Below are 20,689 nucleotides of genomic sequence, written 5' to 3' on the forward strand. Positions count from 1 at the left end.
GAATGGGGGGCGGTACTGTCAGTGCCGGGTCATACTCGCCCTGTGACCGTCCTCGCCGATCGCCACCTTGTGCTGGTCAACCAGGGCTTTCGGCAGATCTTTCTGGCGGACGTGCTCAGTCAAGCCGGCTCCCAGGTGGTCTTGATCGGCCTTCCGCTCGTCGCGTTGGTCGCGGTCGACGCCTCGGCTTTCGAAGCGGCCGTGCTTGCCGCGTGCGGAACGTTGCCGCTTCCGGTCGTCGGGCTGTTCGCGGGTGCGTGGGTCGATCGCGTGAGACGGCGCACGGTCATGATCTCGGCGGATGTCGGACGCGCGGTGCTGCTCTCCACCGTGCCATTCGCCTGGTGGTTCGCCGACGTGACCATGATTCATCTTTATCTGGTCGCTCTTGGAGCAGGCGTACTGACAGTCTTTTTCGACGTGGCCTATCAGAGCTCTCTGCCGCAACTGGTTCCTCGTGAACGGCTGGTGGAAGGCAATGCCGCGCTGCAGACGGTGTACAGCGTTGCGCAGACGACCGGTCCGGGGTTGACGGGTCTGCTGGTCCAGTGGTTCACCGCGCCGTTCGCCTTGGTGGCGGCGGTGGTTGGATATCTGTGGTCAGCGGCGTGCGTATCGCTGATCAGCGTGCGGGAAATCGTTGCAGAACGCTCGGCTCGTCGCAATTTGGGACGGGAGATCGGCGAAGGTGTGCGATTTCTGCTCGGACACCGGCTGCTGCGGTTCATGATGGCTTGCTCCGCGAGCCTCAACTTCTTCGGCGGACTCGGCGCACCCATGTTGATGGTGCTCCTGGTGCAGGACCTGAGAGTGTCCGTCGGGACGATCGGTGTGTTGTTCACGTTCACCGGCCTTGGGGGTGTCGTCGGCGGCCTGCTGGTCTCTCGGGTGATGCGCGCCTTCGGTCAGGGACCGGGAATCTGCCTGGCCGCAGCGATGTTCGGCGTGCCACCGTTGCTGATTCCCCTTGCCGGGCAGGGCTGGAGGTTGTGGTTGGTGGCGGCCGCCTTGTTCGCGGGCTCCGTCGGAAGAGTCGTCTACAACGTCTCAGTGGTCAGCTTCCGTCAAGCCGCAACACCACCAGCGCTCCTCGGGCGGGTCAGCGCAACAGGGCGGGTGTTGCTCGCCGGGACGGTGCCGCTCAGCAACCTGTTGGGTGGCGTGCTCGCCTCCGTCGCTGGTCCTCGGCCGGTGTTGTGGGTCGCCGGAGCCGGTGCCGCGCTGTCATTCGCATGGGTTTACTTCTCGCCACTGCGGTCGATGCGCGAGTTGCCGATGCCCGACGTGGCCACCTCCGCGGAACCGGAGAACGTTCCGACGCTGAGCACCGCGGAGGTGAAGCGATGATCGGCCAGTTCGCGGCGGAAAACGCCGTGACACGGAGGTTTCTCTCGCCCGGACGCGGTTCGGCGCGCATTGTGTCCACATTGGACGAATTGGAGCGAGAGGGCACGTTCCGCGGCGGCGTTCCGCTGCTAAACCGACCTGTGTTTCTCGGCGCTGCCGAATACGGCCGCCTTGCGGACGACACCAAGGCGTTGCACGCACTGCTGAGGGAGTTGCCTGAACGCCTTTTCGACGGCAGTACCGCGAGGATGGCCGCTGCTGTGGGCATGCGTCCGCCAGAGGTCGAAGCGGTGGTGCGCAGTCACGATCTGGCGAGCGCGGTCTTGGGACGGGCTGACTTCTACCTGACCTCAACGGGGTTCCGACTGCTGGAGTTCAACTGTGGCAGCAACATCGGCGGATGGGACTTCGGCGCGGTGCTTGATCGTGCGCTCGAGGACGACGACTTCCGGGCCTTCGCCGCGGCGGAACATCTGACCTACGATGATCCGCGGCCGGCGATCGCGCGCGCGGTCACCGCAGGAGCCGGCGACTCGGCATTCGTGGCCATCGCCGGATGTCCAGGCGCTTATGATCCGACCAAGCCCTCGTTTCCAGGCCTCGTCGCGCGTCTCGCTGCTGTCGGTGTGGAAGCTGCCGGATGTCACCTCGGTCAACTTGAAGAGCTCGGTGGCCGGCTGTACCTCCAGGGGCGTCGCGTCGATGTCGTCCACCGCATGTTCTCGGTCGCCGATCTGATCGAAGATCCCGCCATGCCCGCGCTCGTGCAAATGGTGGAAGCCATCGCACGGGCAGGGGGAGTGCGGATCTTCACTCCCTTCGCGACGGACGTCACGAGCAGCAAGGCATGTCTGGCCATGTTGAGCGATGACCGCAACTCGGCGGTGTTCGAGCCGTCGCAGCGAGAGCTGATCGCTCGGATCGTGCCCTGGACGCGAATCCTGAAGCCTGAAAAGGTCATGCTCGACGGTGAACGAATTGATCTGGTGCAGCACGTTGTCACCCATCGCGACCGGTTCGTGCTGAAGCCGGTGTCGGCATTGGGCGGCAAAGGGGTGGTGATCGGGTGGAGGACGCCCGAGGATGTCTGGGAGCGCTCAGTGGATTCCGCTCTCGTCACACCTCATGTCGTCCAGGAACGCGTGGAGCCGGTGTGGGAGCGGTTTCTCACCGGCAAGCAGGACGAGGTCGAGCACATGATCGTCAACTGGGGTGTCTACAGCATCCAGGACATGCACGGAGGGCTGATGCTGCGCGCGTCTCCAGCGTCTGGTTCCGGTGTTGTCAGTGAGAGCGCCGGCTCCAAGACCGGTGCTGGTTTCCATGTGGCGGAAGTTGGTACATGATTCGACCAGCTGCATGGGGCCGACTGTTCACCGCGATTTCTTCGAATCGGTGCTCGGTGAGGTGGCGATCCGGAGGCCTCGTCGCCGAGTGTTGGTCGGTGGAGTTCCCGGCAGCACATGTGCAGTGATAAATTTCGGCTATTCCTGGGGGAGTGGTGAAAGAGTTGGACAGGCTTTATTGGCTCTATCCAGAGCGGACGCGGTTCGAGAACGATCCGACCGCATGGGAGAACTACAGGCGGTCGGCGAAGCTCGCGAGGTTCGAGCTGGAGGCGATTTCCGTCGATGATGTGGAGATCGTGTTCGACGGCCACGAGTCCTGGGTCTACGTCAAGGGCGAACGGGTAGATCCCGGGCGCACCCTGTTCCACAACAAGCTGGAGACCTGGCCCCAGTTCCAAAAGGACGTGTGGCGGTTCTTGTCCACGTTCCAGGCGCTGGAGTCTTCCGGCCACTGCACGCTGATCCGATCCGCTCAGAATCTCCTCACGACCGACAAGATCTCGACTCTCATGGAGCTCGGCAGAATCGGCGGCGTGCGGACGATTCCCACGTTGAACATCCCGACGAGGGATTTCGCCGTGTTGCGGACCAAGCCGGACGACGTCGGCATCGACTACCCGGTCATCGTCAAGCCGGCCCACTGGGGATCCGGCCGCGGCGTGGTCCGGGCGCACGACGAGGGGCAGCTGATCATGGCCTTGCGCCTCGCGAGTGCCGCGGAACTGACGATGGTCGTGCAACCGATGCTCGGCGCGGGCGGGACCCTCACCGACGTCCGTGTCATGTGCGTGGACCAGCGGCCCGCGTTGTCCGCCGTCCGGCACCTGGGACCCAACAAGACGGTGAACAACTCCGGCGGGGGCGGCCGGACCGAGATCGTGCCCGTGCCGGAGGACCTGGTCGCGCCGGCAACCGAGATCGCGGAACGGATCGGCACACCGTGGATCGGGGTCGACTTTCTGTACGACGGGTCCGACTACCACCTGTGTGAAGTGGAGATCGACGCCTACATTCCGAAGTCCTGGATGGAAAGCCCGGAGATGGCGCGAGTTCTCGATCTTCGTTTTGCGAGCTACCGGCGCCGATTCGACTTGTGGTTGGAGGCGAAGTCTTGATAGTCGCTTACGGCTCCGGTAATCTCGGAGTGAATTACACCCGCTAGGGTGCAACTGGGGAAATCTTCTTTCGTCACTCCTGCTCGAGCCACGCGATCAGGAGTGACGAGCTGTGCGCCGATCATTGTTCTGCGTTCATGGTCGAATCGAATTTCTCCCGGATTCCGGGAAAGAAGGGTGACATGTCGCCGAGTATTCTTGGTTTTAGTGGTTTGCCATTTGCGCGGGAATACAAGATGCGCGCCATGCCCGGTCTGACCCCGCGCGAGCACGCGATCTTCCAGGGCGCCGATGCTGCCGCGGCGCTGGTCGGCGGCGGCCGAGTCATCGCGGCGTCCGCCCAGGAACGCTTCGACGGCGTCAAGCACTCCTCGGTCTTTCCGGCCGACGCGGCCACCTTCTGCCTTGAGTACGCCGGCCTGTCCGCCGCCGACCTGGACGTGGTCGCCCACAGCTTCTCGTTCGGCCCGGAGCGCGAGTTCTACACCGGACTGCCCGGGTTCTACGCCGACATGTATGACGAGGTCCTGGCGCCCGAGGTCAACCAGCGCGCCGCCGAGGAGGCCTTGGGCGTGGACCTGGCAGGCCGGTTCACACCGGTGCCGCACCACCTCGCCCACGCGGCCAGTGCGTACGTTCCCAGCGGTTTCACCGAGTCCCTGGTCCTCGTCGCCGACGGTCTCGGCGAGCGGCACTCCACCACGGTGCTGGCCGCTCGGCCCGACGGCTACGAGACGTTGTCGACCGCGCCCGCGCACAGCTCGCTCGGCCTGCTGTACGGGTTGTTCACCCTGTACCTCGGCTTCTGGTTCGGAGACGGCGAGTACAAGGTCATGGGCCTTGCACCGTACGGAGATCCGTCGAAGTACGCGCCGACGATCATGCGCAACTGGGTCGCGCTGGAATCCGAGGGACGGTTCAGCCTGTCAGTGCTGCTGGCGAACGTCACGGACCTGGAGAAGGAGACCTACCGGGGGGCCTTGACCGTCCTGGAGCAGGAACTCGGCCCGGCCCGCGGAGACGACGAGCCCCTGGAACAGCGGCACATGGACATCGCGGCAGGGCTCCAGTCCGTGGTGCAGACCGTCCAGATGCACCTGCTGCGCCACTTCCGCGCTCAGACCGGCTTGTCCCGGTTGTGCCTCGCGGGCGGGGTGGGACTCAACTGCGTCGCCAACGGTGCCCTGCTGCGGAGCGGGCTCTTCGACGACATCTACGTCCAGCCCGCCGCGGGCGACGATGGAGCCGCGCTCGGCGCTGCGCTCTACGTCGCGCAAACGATGTCCTCCGCGACGACGGCGCCGGCTCGTCCCCTGCTCGGACCGGAGTACGACGGTGCCGAGTGCCGTGCGGCCGCACAGGCCGCCGGCGGTGTGACGCTCCGTGAGTTCGAGTCGGATGCGGCTCTGGTCGGAGAGGTCAGCGACCTGATCGCGGCCGGCGCGGTGGTGGGCTGGTTCTCCGGGCGGATGGAGTACGGTCCGCGCGCGCTGGGCAGTCGCAGCATTCTCGCCGACCCGCGGCGCACCGACATGCGTGACCGGATCAACAGCCTGGTCAAGAAGCGGGAGTCGTTCCGCCCGTTCGCCCCCGCGATCTCCGCCGCGCACGCCGCCGACTGGTTCGAGATCGAGCCGGAGGACGTGCACCGGTTCGCCGACATGCTGTTCGTGGCCTACGTGCGACCCGAGCGGGCCGAGCTGCTCCCAGCCACGACCCACGTCGACGGTTCGGCGCGGGTGCAGACCGTCGACGAGGCGGACAATCCGCGCTTCTGGTCGCTGATCGAGGCCTTCGGTCAGCGGACCGGTGTCCCGGTGCTCTTGAACACGTCGTTCAACGTCCGAGGCCAGCCGATCGTGCGCACCCCGGCCGAGGCCGTGACCACATTCCTGGACGCTGGGCTGGACGCCCTGGTCCTGGGTGACCTGCTGCTGATCAGGGATGCCGCGGACTCTTCCCAGGAGGGCTCCCGGTGAGCGCCCCGGCCAACGCGATCACCGCCCTGTCGGGCGCCGCGATCCGCCTCCCCATCGCGTTGCCTCGGCCTCTCACGCCCACGTACCGCCGTCGCGTGGTGGACGGGCCCTCGCCGGTGGGAGCCGACGGTTTCGTGCACCTGCTGGCCTCCCTCGCGATGGTGGTGGCACGGCACAACGACGTCGACGAGGTAGTCGTGGGATGCGTCCACCTCGACGGTGACAGCCCGGTCGTGGTGCCGCTGCGCGTCACGGTCGACCGGGCAGGGTCGGTCGACGACGCACTGACGTCGGCGCGCCGTGCGGTGTCCGCCGAGCACGACAGCACCACCTCCGGCCAGGCCATCCCTCTCCTCGTCGTCGCCACGGGCACCCGCAACCTCGGGCAGGCCGTCGTCGAGGCGCACCACCTCGCTCGCCTCCGATCCGCGGTCGCCGATGCCGATCTGGTGGTCTCCGCCGACACGGCGAAGGGGAAGGTTCGTCTCGATGCGAACGCCGACCTGTTCGGTGACGAGACCACACGTGACTTGCTGGCTCAGGTCACCGCGGCGGCGATCGTCTGCACGACCGCCCTGGGCACCCGCGTGGGCGACGTTGATCTGATCGGTCCGGACGAGCGGTCCCGGCTGGACGAGTTCAGTGGGGCGACCGATGTCCTGGAACCGGCGACCCTGCACGAGACCGTGGCGCAACGCGCGGCGCTGACCCCGAACGCGGTCGCGGTGGTCTGTCGCGGCCGGTCGCTGACCTATCGGGAACTGGACCAGCGGTCGAACGCGCTGGCGCACACCTTGACCGGACTCGGCGCGGTGCACCGGGCACGGGTCGGCGTGCGGCTGGAGCGGTCCGTCGACCTGATCGTCGCGTTGCTGGGCGTGCTCAAATCGGGGGCCGCCTACGTGCCGATTGATCCACTCACGCCGCACGCACGGCAACGGCAGATCACCGAACTCGCCGGGCTGTCGGTGGTCGTCACCGAGCCGGAGATGCCTCCGCTCGGTGTCGACGAGGTGGTCGTGGACGACTCCGTGACCGGAACGCCACCACCGGTGGACCGCACGCCGGATGACCCGGCCTACGTGATGTTCACCTCCGGCTCCACCGGCCGTCCCAAGGGTGTCGTCGTCACTCACGCGAACGTGTTCCGCCTGCTCGCGTCCAGCCACCGCCTGTTCGGGTTCTCCGCCGACGACGTGTGGTTGAACGCGCACACCTTCGCCTTCGACGTGTCGGTCTGGGAGATCTTCGGCGCGCTGGTGCACGGTGCCCGCCTGGTGATCCCGTCCTGGGACGTGACCCGCGACCCAGACCGCTTGGTGCGGCTGGTCCGCGACGAGAAGGTGACGCTGGTGACCACCACACCGACCGCGTTCCAAGGATTCGACGAGTCCGCGCGAGCGCTCGCGGATCCGCTGCCTTTCCTGAGGTACGTGGTGTTCTGCGGCGAGGCGCTCACACCCGCGTCGCTGGAACCGTGGTTCCGCGCGCGAGGCGACCAGCAGCCGCAACTGATCAACATGTACGGCATCACCGAAACCACCGTGCACAGCACCTTCTACCGGATCAGGTCCGAGGACGTGCACGACGGACGGCGCAAGGTCGGTCGCGGCCTGTCGGACACGCCCATCCGGGTCTTGGACGCGGACAGGCGGCTCGTGCCCATCGGCGCGGTCGGCGAGATCCACGTGGGCGGCGCCGGTGTGACCGCCGGGTACCTCATCGCGGACGAGGCAGACCACGCGCGTTTCGGTCCCGACCCGTACTCCGACCTCCCCGGTGCCCGGCTCTACCGGTCAGGAGACCTCGGCAGGTGGCTGGCCGACGGCACGCTGGAGTACCTGGGGCGCAACGACCACCAGGTCAAGATCCGCGGCTACCGGGTCGAGCTCGGCGAGCTCGACCACGTCCTGCAGCAACATCCCACCGTGCGCTCAGCGCGGTCCTGGATCGTGCGCAGGCCAGGGCTGCCACCGCTGCTGGCCGCCGCGGTCGTGCCCGCGGACGGAGAGGACGCGCTGACCGGGCTGCGGGACTTCGTCGCCGATCGGCTACCCGCGTACATGGTGCCCGCGGTGCTCACCTCGGTGGACGAACTGCCGTTGACTGCCAACGGAAAGCTCGACACCGGCCGGCTCCCCGACCCGTTCGCGGTCCCGGCCACCGGTGTGGTCCGGCCGGAGGACGATCCGCGGGCCGCCGAGATCGCCGAAGCCATGGCCGACGCGCTCGCACTGTCCTCAGTGGACGTGGACCGCAGCTTCTTCGAACTCGGCGGCGACTCCATCACCGCCATACGGCTAGTGGCCGCGTTGTACGAACGGGGCTTCGCATTCGAGCTGGCACAGGTCTATCAGGCGCGGACGGCCCGGGCGCTGGCCGCTGAGAGCGTCACGGGAGCGCTGCCGACCGCACCGGGTGTCCTGCCACGCGCGCTCGTCCCGGAGAGGGACCGGCGGTGGATTCCGGCCGGGGCGGTGGACGCCTTCCCCGCCACCCGGCTCCAGGCCGCGATGCTCTTCCACAGCGTTCTCGACGGAGAGCACGTCTACCACGACGTTTTCAGCTACGTCGTCGATGGCGCACTCGACGAGCCGTCTGTGCGCCGGGCTGTCGCGGAACTCGTGCTCGACCATCCTGTGCTCCGCTCCGCGTTCGTCGTCGACGGCCCTGTCGCGCCCATCCAGGTGGTGCATCCGTCGGCTGACGTCCGATGCGAGTTCGTCGAGTTGCCCGCCGCCGGTGACGTGGCTCCTGCGGTGGACGAGTGGGCTTCGGCTGAGCGGTCCAGCCCCTTCCCCTGGGAGGAACCCGGCCATCTGCGCGTCGCCGTGCACACCGCGCCCGATGGCCCGTCGACCCTGTCGTTGTCGTTCCACCACGCCATCCTCGACGGGTGGAGCGTCGCGTCCCTGGTGACCGATCTCCTGCTGCGGGCCACCACCGGTCGCGCTCCCCACACCACCGAGCGGATCGCGCGGGACACCGGTCTGCTGTCGGCGTACGCGGCCGTGGAGCACGCCACCGAGGAGGACCCGCGTCAGCGGTCGTTCTGGCTCGGCCGGATCGGAGAACGGCGATCGACCACGATCCCCGGCCGTGGGCGCGAAGACGTGGCCCTCGCAGCGGGAGACGACGGGGAGGTCACAGTTGTCATCCCAGGCGAGGTGACCAGCGCGCTGGTCGATCTGGCGCGCAAGTGCGGGGTTCCGCTCAAGAGCGTTCACCTCGCCGCGCACGTGGCGTTGATGAGCTTCGTGTCCGGGCGCCCGGACGTCCTGACCGGGCTGATCGCCGGGGGACGGGCAGAAGTCGATGGCGGGGACCAGGTGTCGGGCCTCTTCCTGAACACGGTCCCGTTCGACATCGACGTCGCCGATGACGGCTGGGCGGACCTGGTGCGCAGGGTTTTCGACGAAGAGACCGCGATCTATCCCTACCGCAGGTTTCCTTACCCGGCCCTGCAGAGCGCGCTCGGCGTGGAACGCCTGTGCGCCACGGCTTTCAACTACACCGACTTCCACGTTTACGCCGACCTCGTGGCTGAGGGGGTCACCGTGCGCGGCGTTCGGTATCGGGAGAAGACGGACTTCCCGTTCTTGCTGTCCGTGTCCGAGGACCCGTTCGACGCTCGGACCGCCGTGACCATCAGCTACGACCAGGCGTTGGTCGGTGCGGCGCAGGCACGCCGCTACGCCGACCACTACGTGGAGCTGCTGCGGCACGCGGGCTCGATGCCAGGGGAATCGCCCGTGCGCATGCTGGCGGACCGGTTCGGCGGCCGCGTGGGTCCCGCGCAAGACCTGCCGTCGCCGTCCATCACCGCGTTCGACCTGGTTCTCGAGGCCGTGGCCGCTACCCCGGAGGGGATCGCCCAGTGCCACGACCGAGTCGAGCACACCTACCAGGATCTCGCCGCCCAGGTCGGCGGGGTGGCCTCGACCCTGCGCGAGTTCGGGGTCGGCACGGGCGACCGGGTCGCGTGCTACGTCGCGCGCGGCCTCGATCCGCTGGTCGCACTCCTCGGCACCTGGGCGGTGGGCGCGTCCTACGTCCCGATGGACTCGTCGCTTCCCCCGGCCCGCCAGGCCGACCAGCTCGCCCTGGTGCGGTGCGCGGCCGTCATCCGGTCAGCCGGGATGTCCACAGAGGACTGTCAGCCGCCGGTGCCGGTGCACGTACTGGCCGGCGACGCGCCACGCGCGTCCGCGCCGGGCGACTGGGCCCGGCCAGGTCCCGAGGACGAGGCGTACGTGCTGTTCACCTCCGGCTCCACCGGGGTGCCGAAGGCGGTGGGCATGCCGCACCGGGCGATGGCGAACCTGATCTCGTGGCAGATCGCCCAGCCCGAGTTCGCCAGCCGGCCGCGGGTCGGCCAGTTCGCCGCGTTGTCCTTCGACGTCTCGATCCAGGAGATGCTCAGCGCAACCGCATCCGGCGGCACCCTGGTCGTGGTGCCCGAGTCCGCCCGCCGCAACCCGCAGGAGTTGCTGGACTTCCTCGACGCCGAGGAGATCCAGGTGGCCATGCTCCCGGTCGTCGCACTCCATCAGCTCGCGGCCGCGCACAGCGCGTTCCGCACCGCCCCCCGCGCGTTGCGCCACGTGATCACCGCGGGCGAAGCACTCGTCGTGACCCCCGCGGTCCGCGACTTCTGCGCGAGCACCGGCATCGAACTCGTCAACCAGTACGGACCGACCGAGACACACGTGGTCACCTGCCACCGTCTCGGCCCCGACCCGCTGCTCTGGTCCGAGCGCCCGCCGATCGGCGCGCCGGTGTGGCGAACGCGACTCGACGTGCGGGATCCCCTCGGCCGATCGGTGCCGCCCGGCACCGAGGGAGAGCTCTACGTGGGTGGAGCCAATGTCGCACTCGGCTACGTGGCCGCCGGGGTGACCGAGCCGGCCCAGCAGTTCACCGGACCGGATGTCGACGGAGTCCGGTGGTACCGGACCGGCGATCTCGTTCGCCTGGGTGACAACGGCCTGTTGGAGTTCGTCGGACGCACCGACGACCAGGTGAAGATCCGGGGGCACCGGGTCGAACCGCAGGAGGTGACCACCGCGCTCCTGCGGATCCCCGGCGTCCGGGCCGCGGCCGTCCGGATGGTCGAGATGACCGACAGCCGAAGCGAGCTGGTGGCCTTCGTCGAGGCGGACGCCGGAACGACCGCTGACGAGTTGCTCGTGGTGCTGCGGTCAGGCCTGCCCTCGTACGCCGTACCGGCCCACGTCGAACTGATCGACTGCCTGCCGACGACGCCCAGCGGCAAGATCGACGGGATGGCGCTGCCCCGCCCCGGGGCATCCGCGCCGCAACCGGTCGACGTGGTCGCCGACGGCACGGAGGCCGAGGTGCTGCGGGTGTGGGAGCAGCTGCTCGGGCACCCCGTTCGGTCGCCCTCGGTGTCGTTCTTCGACGCGGGCGGCAGCTCCCTGCTGCTGCTCCCGCTGTACCTGCAGCTCCGCAGCCAGTTCGGTGTCGACTTCTCCATGCACCACCTGTTCCAGCATCCCACCGCGCGTGGCTTCGCCGAGTTCATCGAGGGGACAGGCGTCGCCCACACCGATGGTTCCGCACCGCGCACCCGACCGGCCCGCGTGACCAGATCCGCCGCCCGCAGGCGCGCGGCGCGCAAGTCCGAAGGAAACGCCCATGACTAGCCAGCGAGCGGAGACCGAAGCGGTGGAAACCGAGTCCGCGGACATCGCCATCATCGGCATGTCCTGCCGGTTTCCCGGCGCGAACAACCCGGACGAGTTCTGGGCGCGTGTCCAGGAGGGCAAGGAACAGCTGACTGTCTTCAGCGAAGACGAGCTGCGGCAGGCGGGTGTCCCCGAAGAGTTCGTGGCGAACGCCTCCTACATCCGCACCACCAGCCTGATCGACGGGGCGGACCGGTTCGACGCGGCGTTCTTCGGGATCACGCCCCGTGAGGCTGAGCTGATGGACCCGCAGCACCGGCTGTTCCTCGAACTCTGCTGGCTAGCGCTGGAGAACGCCGGGTATGACCCGCACCGGCACTCCGGAGACATCGGGGTCTTCGCGGGCGCGGCGCGCAACACCTACCTGCGCAACAACGTGGGACCGCTGCTGAACGCCGCGGACAGCCTCGACGGGTCCGTTCGAGGACTGCAGGCCGACATCGGCAACTACGGCGACTTCCTGGCCACGCGCGTGTCCTACAAGCTGGGACTGCAAGGTCCCAGTCTGAACGTCCAGACGGCCTGCTCGACCTCGTTGGTCGCCGTCCACCTCGCCTGCCAGAGCCTGCTGTCCGGCGACTCGGACATCGCGCTCGCCGGCGGAGTGGCCGTCCTGTCACCGCAGGTCAACGGGTACTTCTACGAAGAGGGCTCGATCAGCTCCGCGGACGGGCACTGCCGCCCGTTCGACGCTCGGGCCAACGGCACCGTGTTCGGCAACGGAGCGGGCGTCGTAGCCCTCAAACGACTCGATGAGGCACAGGCCGACGGGGACAACGTCATCGCGGTCATCAAGGGTTCCGCCATCAACAACGATGGCGGGGACAAGATGAGCTACTCCGCGCCGGGGCTGAAGGGGCAGGCCCGTGTCATCACGCAGGCGCTGCACGTCGCCGAGGTCGACGCCCGCACCATCGGCTACGTCGAGACGCACGGCACCGGCACATCGCTCGGCGACCCGCTGGAGATCGCGGCGCTCACCGAGGGGTTCCGGGTGGGGCACGTGGCCCGGCCGTTCTGCGCGATCGGCGCGGTCAAGGCGCAGATCGGCCACCTCGGCGCGGCCGCGGGGATCGCGGGGTTGATCAAGGCCGCTCTCGTTGTGCACCACGGCGTCATCCCGCCCATGGTCAACTTCAGCGAACCCAACGCGCGGGTCGCCTTCGCCGGCTCACCCTTCTACGTCCCCACGGCGCCGTCCGGGTGGACCGGGGTGCGTCGCGCCGCCGTCAGCTCATTCGGCATCGGGGGCACCAACGCGCACGCGGTCCTCGAACAGCCACCGGCCCGGGCCACGGCGCACGCCAAGTCAGCGCCGGTCCCCGTGGTGCTGTCGGCCCGAACTCCACGGGACCTCGACCGGCTCCGCACCGCCTTGGCGGACCACCTGGAGCGCCGGCCGCAGAACGCGGTCGCCGACGTGGCGGGCACCCTCGCTCTGGGGCGGGCCCGGATGCGTCACAGGATCGGCATCGCGGCCTCGGACGTGCGGGAGGCAGCCGAACGTCTTCGCGCGCTGGACGTGGAGGACGCGGTCCGCGACTGCGAGGCGGCGACCGAGCTGCCCGTCGTGTTCGCCTTCCCCGGTCAGGGAAGCCAGTTCGCCGGCATGACCCGCACGCTCTACCGAACCGACGTGAACTTTCGCACGGCGCTCGACCGGTGCGCGGCGGCCTTCGCGCCGCTGCTACCCCGTGACATCCGGGAGGTGATTCACGCGGAGGACGGCGGGGCCGAATCGGACGCTCCCATCCTCCGAACCGTGGACCGGACCGAGTGGACACAACCCGCGTTGTTCGCCGTCGAGTACGCGCTCGCCCGCTCCATGATGGACTCCGGCATCACGCCCGTCGCGATGATCGGGCACAGCGTCGGCGAGTACGCGGCGGCTTGCCTGGCCGGCGTGTTCAGCCTGGACGACGCGGCCAAGCTGATCGCGGCGCGCGGAACGCTGATGGAGCGGACCGCCCCCGGCGCGATGCTGGCGGTCGGCGTCGACGAGGACCGCGTCCGCCCGCTGCTGCCCGAGGGCGTCGACATCGCCGCGGTCAACAAGCCCGGGCAGTGCGTGATCGCGGGGCCGCCGGAGGAGATCGCGCGGTGCGCCGCAAGCCTCGCCGCGGAAGGCGTCGTGGTCTCCCGGCTGAAGACCAACCGCGCCTTCCACTCGGCGCTCGTCGAGCCCGTGCTCGATGAGTTCCGCGCCGTGCTCGCCGAGGTCGCCTTCCACCGGCCCACGCTGCGGTTCGTCTCCAACCTGACCGGTGACTGGGCCGATCCGGACCGTGTGACGGACCCTGCCTACTGGGTGGACCACGCCCGCTCGCCGGTGCGGTTCGCACTCGGCGCGCGAACCCTGCACACCCTTGGACCGGTCGTCGTCGCGGAGGTCGGTCCGGGACGGACGCTCGCCGGATTCCTCCGTGATGCCGCTGCGGGCGTGCGCACGGTCACGCCGTGGGTACAGGGACGCAGCGACACGGCGTCGATGGCCGAGGTGTTGGCGTTGTTGTGGACGCACGGCGCCCACGTCGACTGGGCACCGCGGTTCCCGGTCGGGTCGTGGAGCCGTGCGGCGCTGCCCGGGTACCCGTTCGACGGCGCCTCCTACTGGCTCCACCCGCCGAGGCCGGAGTCCACGCCGGATCCGGCGCCGAGCGCGGGCACGTGGCTGCGCGTGCCCAGCTGGGCTCCGGCACCCGCGGCCCAGCTGTCGGCGGCGCCCCGGCGCCGACACGTCCTGGCGCTCGTCCCCACCCACGACGACGACCTTCTCCTGGCGTTGTCGGCGGACCACGAAGTGGTGCCGGTCGTGGCGGGCGACCTCGATCTCGATCACGTCGCCGACTCCGTCGACACCGTTGTCCTGCACACACCGGGACGAACGGGGGTGTACGACCCGACCACCGACTCGGTGCGGGAGACGCTTCGCACAGAGGTTTTCCCGTTGCTGCGGATCGTCAGCGCGCTGGCCAAGCGGCCGGGCACCGCACGCCTCGACGTGGTGGTGGTCACCGGAACACGCCCGGACCACTGCCCGGAGCTGGCTCTCCTTGACGGACCGCGAAAAGTCCTGCCCCAGGAGTACCCGAACGTCCGTGTGACGACGGTCCGCACGGATCAGGCCGCCCAGGCGGCAGACGAGCTGGCGCACCTGACCGACGGAAACGAAGTGGCGTACCTGGACGGCGTGCGGCACGTCCTGCGCCATGAACCGGCCGATCCGTCCGGCGAAGCGCCGATGTGGCGGCCAGGCGGCACGTACTTGCTCACGGGTGGGCTCGGCGGGATCGGGCTTGCCCTGGCGCACGAGGCCGCCGCGACGCCTGGCGTGACGCTCGTCCTGCTGCAGCGGTCAGCGCCGGACCGGAAGCACGAGCAGGCGCTGCGTCTGTTGCGGGCCGCAGGGGCGGAGGTGGTGGTCGCCGAGGCCGACGTCACCGACGCCGTGGCGATTCGACGGGTCCGCGCCGACCACGGCCCGTTCACCGGCATCGTGCACTGCGCGGGTGTTCCGGGTGGCAGGCTGATCGAGGCGATGGACCACGACGAGATGGCTCGCGTCCTCGGGCCCAAGGTGGACGGGGTGCTGGTCCTCGACGAGTTCGCCGCCGACGAGCACACCGGGTGGATGGTGCTGTGCTCGTCGATGTCCTCAGTGCTGGGCGGTGTCGGGCAGACCGCCTACTGCAGCGCCAACGCGTTTCTGGACGCGTACGCCGGTTTCCGCACGGCGCGCGGGCGGCGGGTGCAGGCGTTGTCCTTCGACGTGTGGGGCGACGTCGGTATGGCGGTCAAGGCGGCGGGTGACGCCACAGAGGCGTTCGACCATCCGCTCTTCCTCGATCGGGAACGGATCGGGCAGCACGTCGTGTACCGCACGCGGTTCAGCCGCGCCGCGGACTGGGTGGTCGACGAGCACCGCGTCGGTGAGCACGGCCTGCTGCCCGGCACGGCGATCGTGGAGTACCTGCGCGCCGCCGCGGCAGACCACCTGGGCGCCGACCACATCGAGATCACCGGGCTGGACCTGCTCAGGCCGGTCGTCGTCCCGGAGGGCACCGAGATCGAGACGGAGATCCGCGTCGACGCGCGGGCAGGTGAGGTGTCCCTGCACAGCCGTCTGCCCGGCCGGTCGTGGGCGCTGCACGCCCACGCGGGCATCGCCGTGTTCAACCCTGATGCGACGAGCGGGGCCGATTTGTTCCCCCCGGACGCCGTTGGGCGACAGGGCACGGCACCCAGGTCGGACATGCTGACGTTCGGGCCGCGGTGGGACAACGTGGTGCGCACCGCTGCCATCGGGGCCGACGAGGTTCATGCCGAGTGTGCGCTCGCCGAGCGGTTCGGCGCGGACACCGAGCGGTTCGGCCTGCATCCCGCCTTGCTCGACACCGCCGCGGGCGCACTGGTCGCGTCGCTGGGACAGTCTGTTCACCTGCCCATGTCGTACGAGCGCATCCGGGTGCACCGCGGGATGCCTGGGCTGGTGCGGAGCCGGACCGTCCGCCGCGTCGGTGATGACGGCGTACTCCGGCTCGACGTGCTGGTCCTGACCGAAGATGGCGAGCCTGTGGTCGAGTTCGAGGGCTACACCTTGCGACGGATCGATGGCGCGGCACCGGGATTCGACCCGGACGTGCTCGCTGGGCCGGCCAACGAACGGCTCGCGGTCGAGTCCGCGGGTGACCTCTCGACGCTGCGGTTCGTCCCGAGTGAGCGTGCCGCTCCTCGACCGGACGAGGTCGAGATCGAAGTCGTGACCACCGGCCTCAACTTCAAGGAGGTGCTGATCGCCACCGGCATGCTCGACCTGGGCGGGGACTTCCGCTACGGGCTCGAGTGCGCGGGCGTGGTGAGTGCCGTCGGCTCCGCGGTCACCACGGTGCGTCCCGGCGACGCCGTCATGGCGCTCGGTGAGTCCTGCTTCTCCCGGTACGCGGTGGTCAAGGCGTCGCTCACGGCTCCGATCCCTGCAGACACCTCTTTCAGCCAGGCCACGTCGATCCCGGTCGCGTTCGCCACCGCCTACGACGCCCTGGTCAACCTCGGCAGGCTGCGGCGAGGAGAACGGGTTCTGATCCACTCCGCGACCGGCGGGGTCGGGCTCGCCGCCCTGCAGGTGGCCGCACACGTCGGGGCGGAGGTGATCGCTTCGGCCGGCAGTCCCCGCAAGAGGGAGTTGCTGGCGGCGATGGGTGTCACGGCAGTCGTCGATTCCCGGTCTCCGGACTTCGAGGCCGACGTGATCGCCTCGGGTGGCGTCGACGTGGTTCTCAACTCCCTCGCGGGAGACCGGATCGCCGCGGGTCTGCGCACCCTGCGTCCGTACGGGCGCTTCGTGGAGATCGGTAAGCGGGACGTGCTCGCAGGCACGATGGTCGATCTGCGGCTGCTGGAGCACGGGATCTCGTTCAGCGTCTACAACCCTGACACCGCGAGCGCGGCGTTCGCCGCGTGCTGGCAGAAGGTGGCCGATCTGGTGCGTCGGGGGGTGCTGAAGCCGCTCCCCGTCACCGAGTTCGCCGTTGAGGACGTCGCGGGCGCGTTCACCCACATGTCCAGGGGTCAGCACATCGGCAAGGTCGTAGTCGTTCGCGAGCATGCGCACGTTCCTCGTGACCGGTCGCGAGAGGACGCGCCGGCGCACCAAGAGGTCATCACCTCGGCAACCGGAACGGCCGCGGTCCGCCGCGCGTTCGCCCTGGCTGCCCCGCACGTGCTCGTCACGCCTCGCAGGGAGGTGAGCGGTTCGGACGACCTGCTCGTCGCCGGCCACGTCCTGGAGGCGATGGACACCGCACGGAGCGAGCGGAAACATTCCCGGGGCGACCTGCCGTACGACTTCGTCGCACCGGAGGGCGACACCGAGCAAGTGCTCGCCGACATCTGGTCGGATCTGCTCGGGATCGCTCCCGTGGGCCGGATGGACCGCTTCCTCGACTTGGGAGGGGATTCACTGGGCGCCACGCAGGTGGTGGCTCGTGTTCGGGCTCGCCTGGGGGTCCGGATCGGCCCGGCGGACGTGCTCGAGGACCAGCCGCTGCGGAAACTGGCCGCGGTGCTGGACGAACGCGTGGCGGTGCTCGACGAGCCCGCGGCGGCTGGGACGGAGACGGGGTTCCTGTGACCGCGACCGATCTGTTGTGGAGCTTGGCCGCGGAAGGGGTCCGGTTGCGGCTGGACGGTTCCCGTCTGGCCTACGACGCCGATCCGGGTGCGCTCACCCCGGACCGTCGCGAGCTCATCCTGAGGCACCGGGCGGATCTGGTGGCGTCGTTGTCCGATGAGGATGGTTCTGTCCCGGTCGGGTTCCTCCCCGTCACCGTCCAGCAGGCCGCGAACTTCCAACCGCTGAGCGGCACCGCGGGCGACCGGGAGACCAACATCGTCGCCTTCCACCTGTCGATTCTGCTGGACCCGGGGCGGCTGGAGCACGCAGTCGAACGCGTCGTCGCCCGGCATCCGCTGCTTCGCTGTGAGTTCCGGCGCGTGGGTGACGGCCTGGCGTGCGGGATCCATCGGCGGGCCGTGGTCCCCGTGTCGGTGGAGACGGCCGACGAGCTGCCTGACGTGGACCGCGTGGTGGCCGGACTGGGTGCTGACTTCGAGCCGGATCCGGGAGCGGTGCCGCCGTGGCGCGTCCACGTGGTGAACCACGGCGGCCGGTCGACGATCTTCCTGGCGATGAGCTACGTGATCTCCGACGGGTGGTCCATCCATCTGCTCGTCGACGAACTCGTCCACTTTCACCAGGGGGGCACCGAAGGAGAACTGCCGAAACCGGGTGATTTCGGCGCCTGGGCGAGCACGACACCACGACCGGTGGCCCGGACCGGTGATCTGCCGACGCAGGTCGACTCGGGTGCGGTCGCCACCCGCTCCCGCCCGGCCGCGTTCCACCGCGACGAGGTCGCGTCGGCCGCCAGGTCCCGGCGGACGACGTTGTTCGGGGTGCTGGTGGCGGCCTACGCGACCGCTGCCGCCGAGGCACTCCGCCGTGACGAGATCACGATCGCGGTACCGTTGAGCTTGCGCAACGATCTCTCCCACGAGCGGATCGTCGGGCCACTCCGGCACGGTGTGGCGCTGCGCTTCTCCTTCCGGGGCGGAGACGCCGAGCCGGCCAGGATCGCCGCCGCGATGGAATTGGCTCGCGCCGAGATGCGTGACGCGGCTTCGGCCGGTGGGGCGGCAGGTGACGACCTCCGGCTGCGGTTCAACTTCCTGGACTTCAGCGCCCGTTCGCGTGGTTCTTCGCCGCGGGTCGCCGCGGACGGCGACATCGTGGCCTCGCCGGGGCACTTCGAACTCAAGGTCTACGTGTGGTTCGACAGCACAGGCCGGGGCGTGCTGAAGGCGGTCTACGGCGCCGCTTCGCACTCCGGGAGCGATGTCGATGACCTGTTGTGCGCATTCGAGCGTCTCGTTGGCCTTACCACAAGTGAGGGAGGGATGGCGTGAGTCCGGAAGTCATCGCACCGAGGGCGAATGGTGCCCTGCTGGACCTGTCCGAGGACGCCTTCGGGGAGCTGCGCAGATCCGAGGACCTCGTCGACCACCCCGAGGGCGTGCTGGATCGGCTGGCCGAGGACGGCTACGTCTATCTGCCGGGCTTCTGGCCGTCGGCAGAGGTGACGCCGGTGCGAGCCGAGGTCGCCCGGCTCCTCGCCGAAGGCGGGTTCACCGACCCGGATGCTCCCATGAGGATCACCTGCAGGAAGCCGGTCGACCTCGACACCAAGCGGGAGATCGTGGAGGGCAACGAGGTCGTCCGGAAGTTCCTCAGGCAGGGCAGGACGACGGCGTATCTGGAGCGGGTGTGGGACGGGCCGGTGCGCGCCCTGGACTTCATCGGAATGCGGATGATCTCCCCGGGGATCGGTACGTACCCGCACGCCGACATCGTCTACTTCAGCCGGGGCACTCCGAGGCTGCTCACCGGGTGGACTCCGCTCGGTGACGTCCCGATCGAACTCGGCGGGCTGTTGTTGCTCGAGGGATCGCACAGGCACCAACGGCTCCAGCAGACCTACCTGCGCCGAGACGTGGATTCGTACTGCGTCAACCGGCGCGACGCGGACAAGTACGCGAGCAACGAGAAACGGTGGACAGGAGCTCTGGCGACCGACTTCCTCCGGCTGCGCAACGCCATCGGCGGCCGGTGGTTGACGACGAACTACCGCCAGGGCGACCTCGTGCTCTTCGTGATGAACATGGTGCACGGCAGCCTGGACAACCAAACCGACCGCATCCGGTTGTCCGCGGATCCGCGCTACCAGCCGATGCACGAGCCCGCCGATCACCGCTACATCGGGGAGAACCCCGTCCGGAACACGGCCGCCGCCAAACGAGGAAGGATCTGTTGATGGAGAACGACGTCCGGTCCATCGATGTGCGAACCGTCAAGCGGGAACTGGAGGAGCAGGGCTTCTCCGTGGTACGCGACCTGGTCTCCGCGGACGTCGTGCGGACGATCCGCGACGAGATGGAGCCGCCCCGCGACGCCCTCAGCGACCACGGGACCCGTCAGTCCCGCGGTCTCAAGCCGCACCTGTCCCATCCGAACATCTGGTCCGTGCTTTCCGCGCCGGAGCTGACCTCGGCACTCGACGAGCTGCTCGGCGCCTCGCCCGCGTGCATCCAGTCCATGTACTACTTCAAGCCCCCGGGAAGCGTCGGCCTCGGGCTGCACCGCGACAAGCAGTACATCCGGGTAGAGCCGGGCAACACCCTGGCGGTGTGGATCGCGATCGACCCGGCGCGGACGGAGAACGGCTGCCTGCTCGCCGTGCCCGGTTCCCACCGCCAGCACGTCGAGCACCGGCCCGATCAGCAGAGCCCGTTCGAGGGCGACCGCAGGGTCTACAGCGACATCCACATGAGCGTCCCCGACGGGATGTCCGCGATCCCGGTCGAGGTGGACCCCGGTGATGCCGTGCTGTTCGGGGGTCACCTGATCCACGGGTCGCTGCCCAACGAGTCGGTGTCGAGTTTTCGAAGGTCTCTGGTCGGGCACTACGTCCGGCGGGACACCACCGGCGTGTCGCGTCGCCACCACCCGGTCCTGGACGTCGCTGGGAATCAGGTGTCCGACATCGAGGAGCTCGAAGACCCGACGTTCGAAGCGGCCAAGTGACGCGCCTTCCGAACGCTTCCACGCGAGTCGCCTCGAGCGATCCTTCACTGGC

Annotated in this window: 9 protein-coding genes; all 9 read left to right on the forward strand. The window is 68.9% G+C overall.

The annotated features are described in order from the left end of the window. Positions 1–42 precede the first annotated feature (42 nt). The 9 genes from SK854_RS33680 (at position 43) to SK854_RS33720 (ending at position 20,637) form a co-directional block, all read left to right on the forward strand. Positions 43–1,347 (forward strand): MFS transporter, encoded by a 1,305-nt coding sequence (locus SK854_RS33680; RefSeq protein ID WP_319979160.1) that lies wholly within the window; start codon positions 43–45, stop codon positions 1,345–1,347. Further along, positions 1,344–2,693 (forward strand): hypothetical protein, encoded by a 1,350-nt coding sequence (locus tag SK854_RS33685; RefSeq protein ID WP_319979161.1) that lies wholly within the window; start codon positions 1,344–1,346, stop codon positions 2,691–2,693. The genes SK854_RS33680 and SK854_RS33685 overlap by 4 nt, the downstream gene beginning before the upstream one ends. A gap of 155 nt (positions 2,694–2,848) precedes the next feature. After that, the gene (locus SK854_RS33690; RefSeq protein ID WP_319979162.1) at positions 2,849–3,811 is read left to right on the forward strand and encodes an ATP-grasp domain-containing protein; all 963 of its coding nucleotides are present in this window, start codon (positions 2,849–2,851) and stop codon (positions 3,809–3,811) included. Positions 3,812–4,056: 245 nt separating this feature from the next. Further along, entirely contained in the window at positions 4,057–5,790 is a 1,734-nt protein-coding gene (locus SK854_RS33695) for a carbamoyltransferase family protein (protein WP_319979163.1), read from the forward strand. Further along, positions 5,787–11,456 (forward strand): non-ribosomal peptide synthetase, encoded by a 5,670-nt coding sequence (locus tag SK854_RS33700; RefSeq protein WP_319979164.1) that lies wholly within the window; start codon positions 5,787–5,789, stop codon positions 11,454–11,456. Before SK854_RS33695 ends, SK854_RS33700 begins: the two co-directional genes overlap by 4 nt. After that, positions 11,449–17,628 (forward strand): SDR family NAD(P)-dependent oxidoreductase, encoded by a 6,180-nt coding sequence (locus SK854_RS33705; protein WP_319979165.1) that lies wholly within the window; start codon positions 11,449–11,451, stop codon positions 17,626–17,628. Before SK854_RS33700 ends, SK854_RS33705 begins: the two co-directional genes overlap by 8 nt. Continuing rightward, on the forward strand, positions 17,625–18,962 hold the full coding sequence (locus tag SK854_RS33710; RefSeq protein WP_319979166.1) for a TubC N-terminal docking domain-related protein: 1,338 nt from the start codon (positions 17,625–17,627) through the stop codon (positions 18,960–18,962). The genes SK854_RS33705 and SK854_RS33710 overlap by 4 nt, the downstream gene beginning before the upstream one ends. Then, the gene (locus SK854_RS33715) at positions 18,959–19,867 is read left to right on the forward strand and encodes a phytanoyl-CoA dioxygenase family protein (RefSeq protein ID WP_319979167.1); all 909 of its coding nucleotides are present in this window, start codon (positions 18,959–18,961) and stop codon (positions 19,865–19,867) included. The genes SK854_RS33710 and SK854_RS33715 overlap by 4 nt, the downstream gene beginning before the upstream one ends. Continuing rightward, complete coding sequence (locus SK854_RS33720) at positions 19,867–20,637, forward strand: phytanoyl-CoA dioxygenase family protein (RefSeq protein WP_319979168.1); 771 nt, start codon at positions 19,867–19,869, stop codon at positions 20,635–20,637. The genes SK854_RS33715 and SK854_RS33720 overlap by 1 nt, the downstream gene beginning before the upstream one ends. The last annotated feature ends 52 nt before the right edge of the window (positions 20,638–20,689 follow it).

This window comes from Lentzea sokolovensis (assembly GCF_033949975.1).
In the GTDB taxonomy this organism is placed as follows: domain Bacteria; phylum Actinomycetota; class Actinomycetes; order Mycobacteriales; family Pseudonocardiaceae; genus Lentzea; species Lentzea sokolovensis.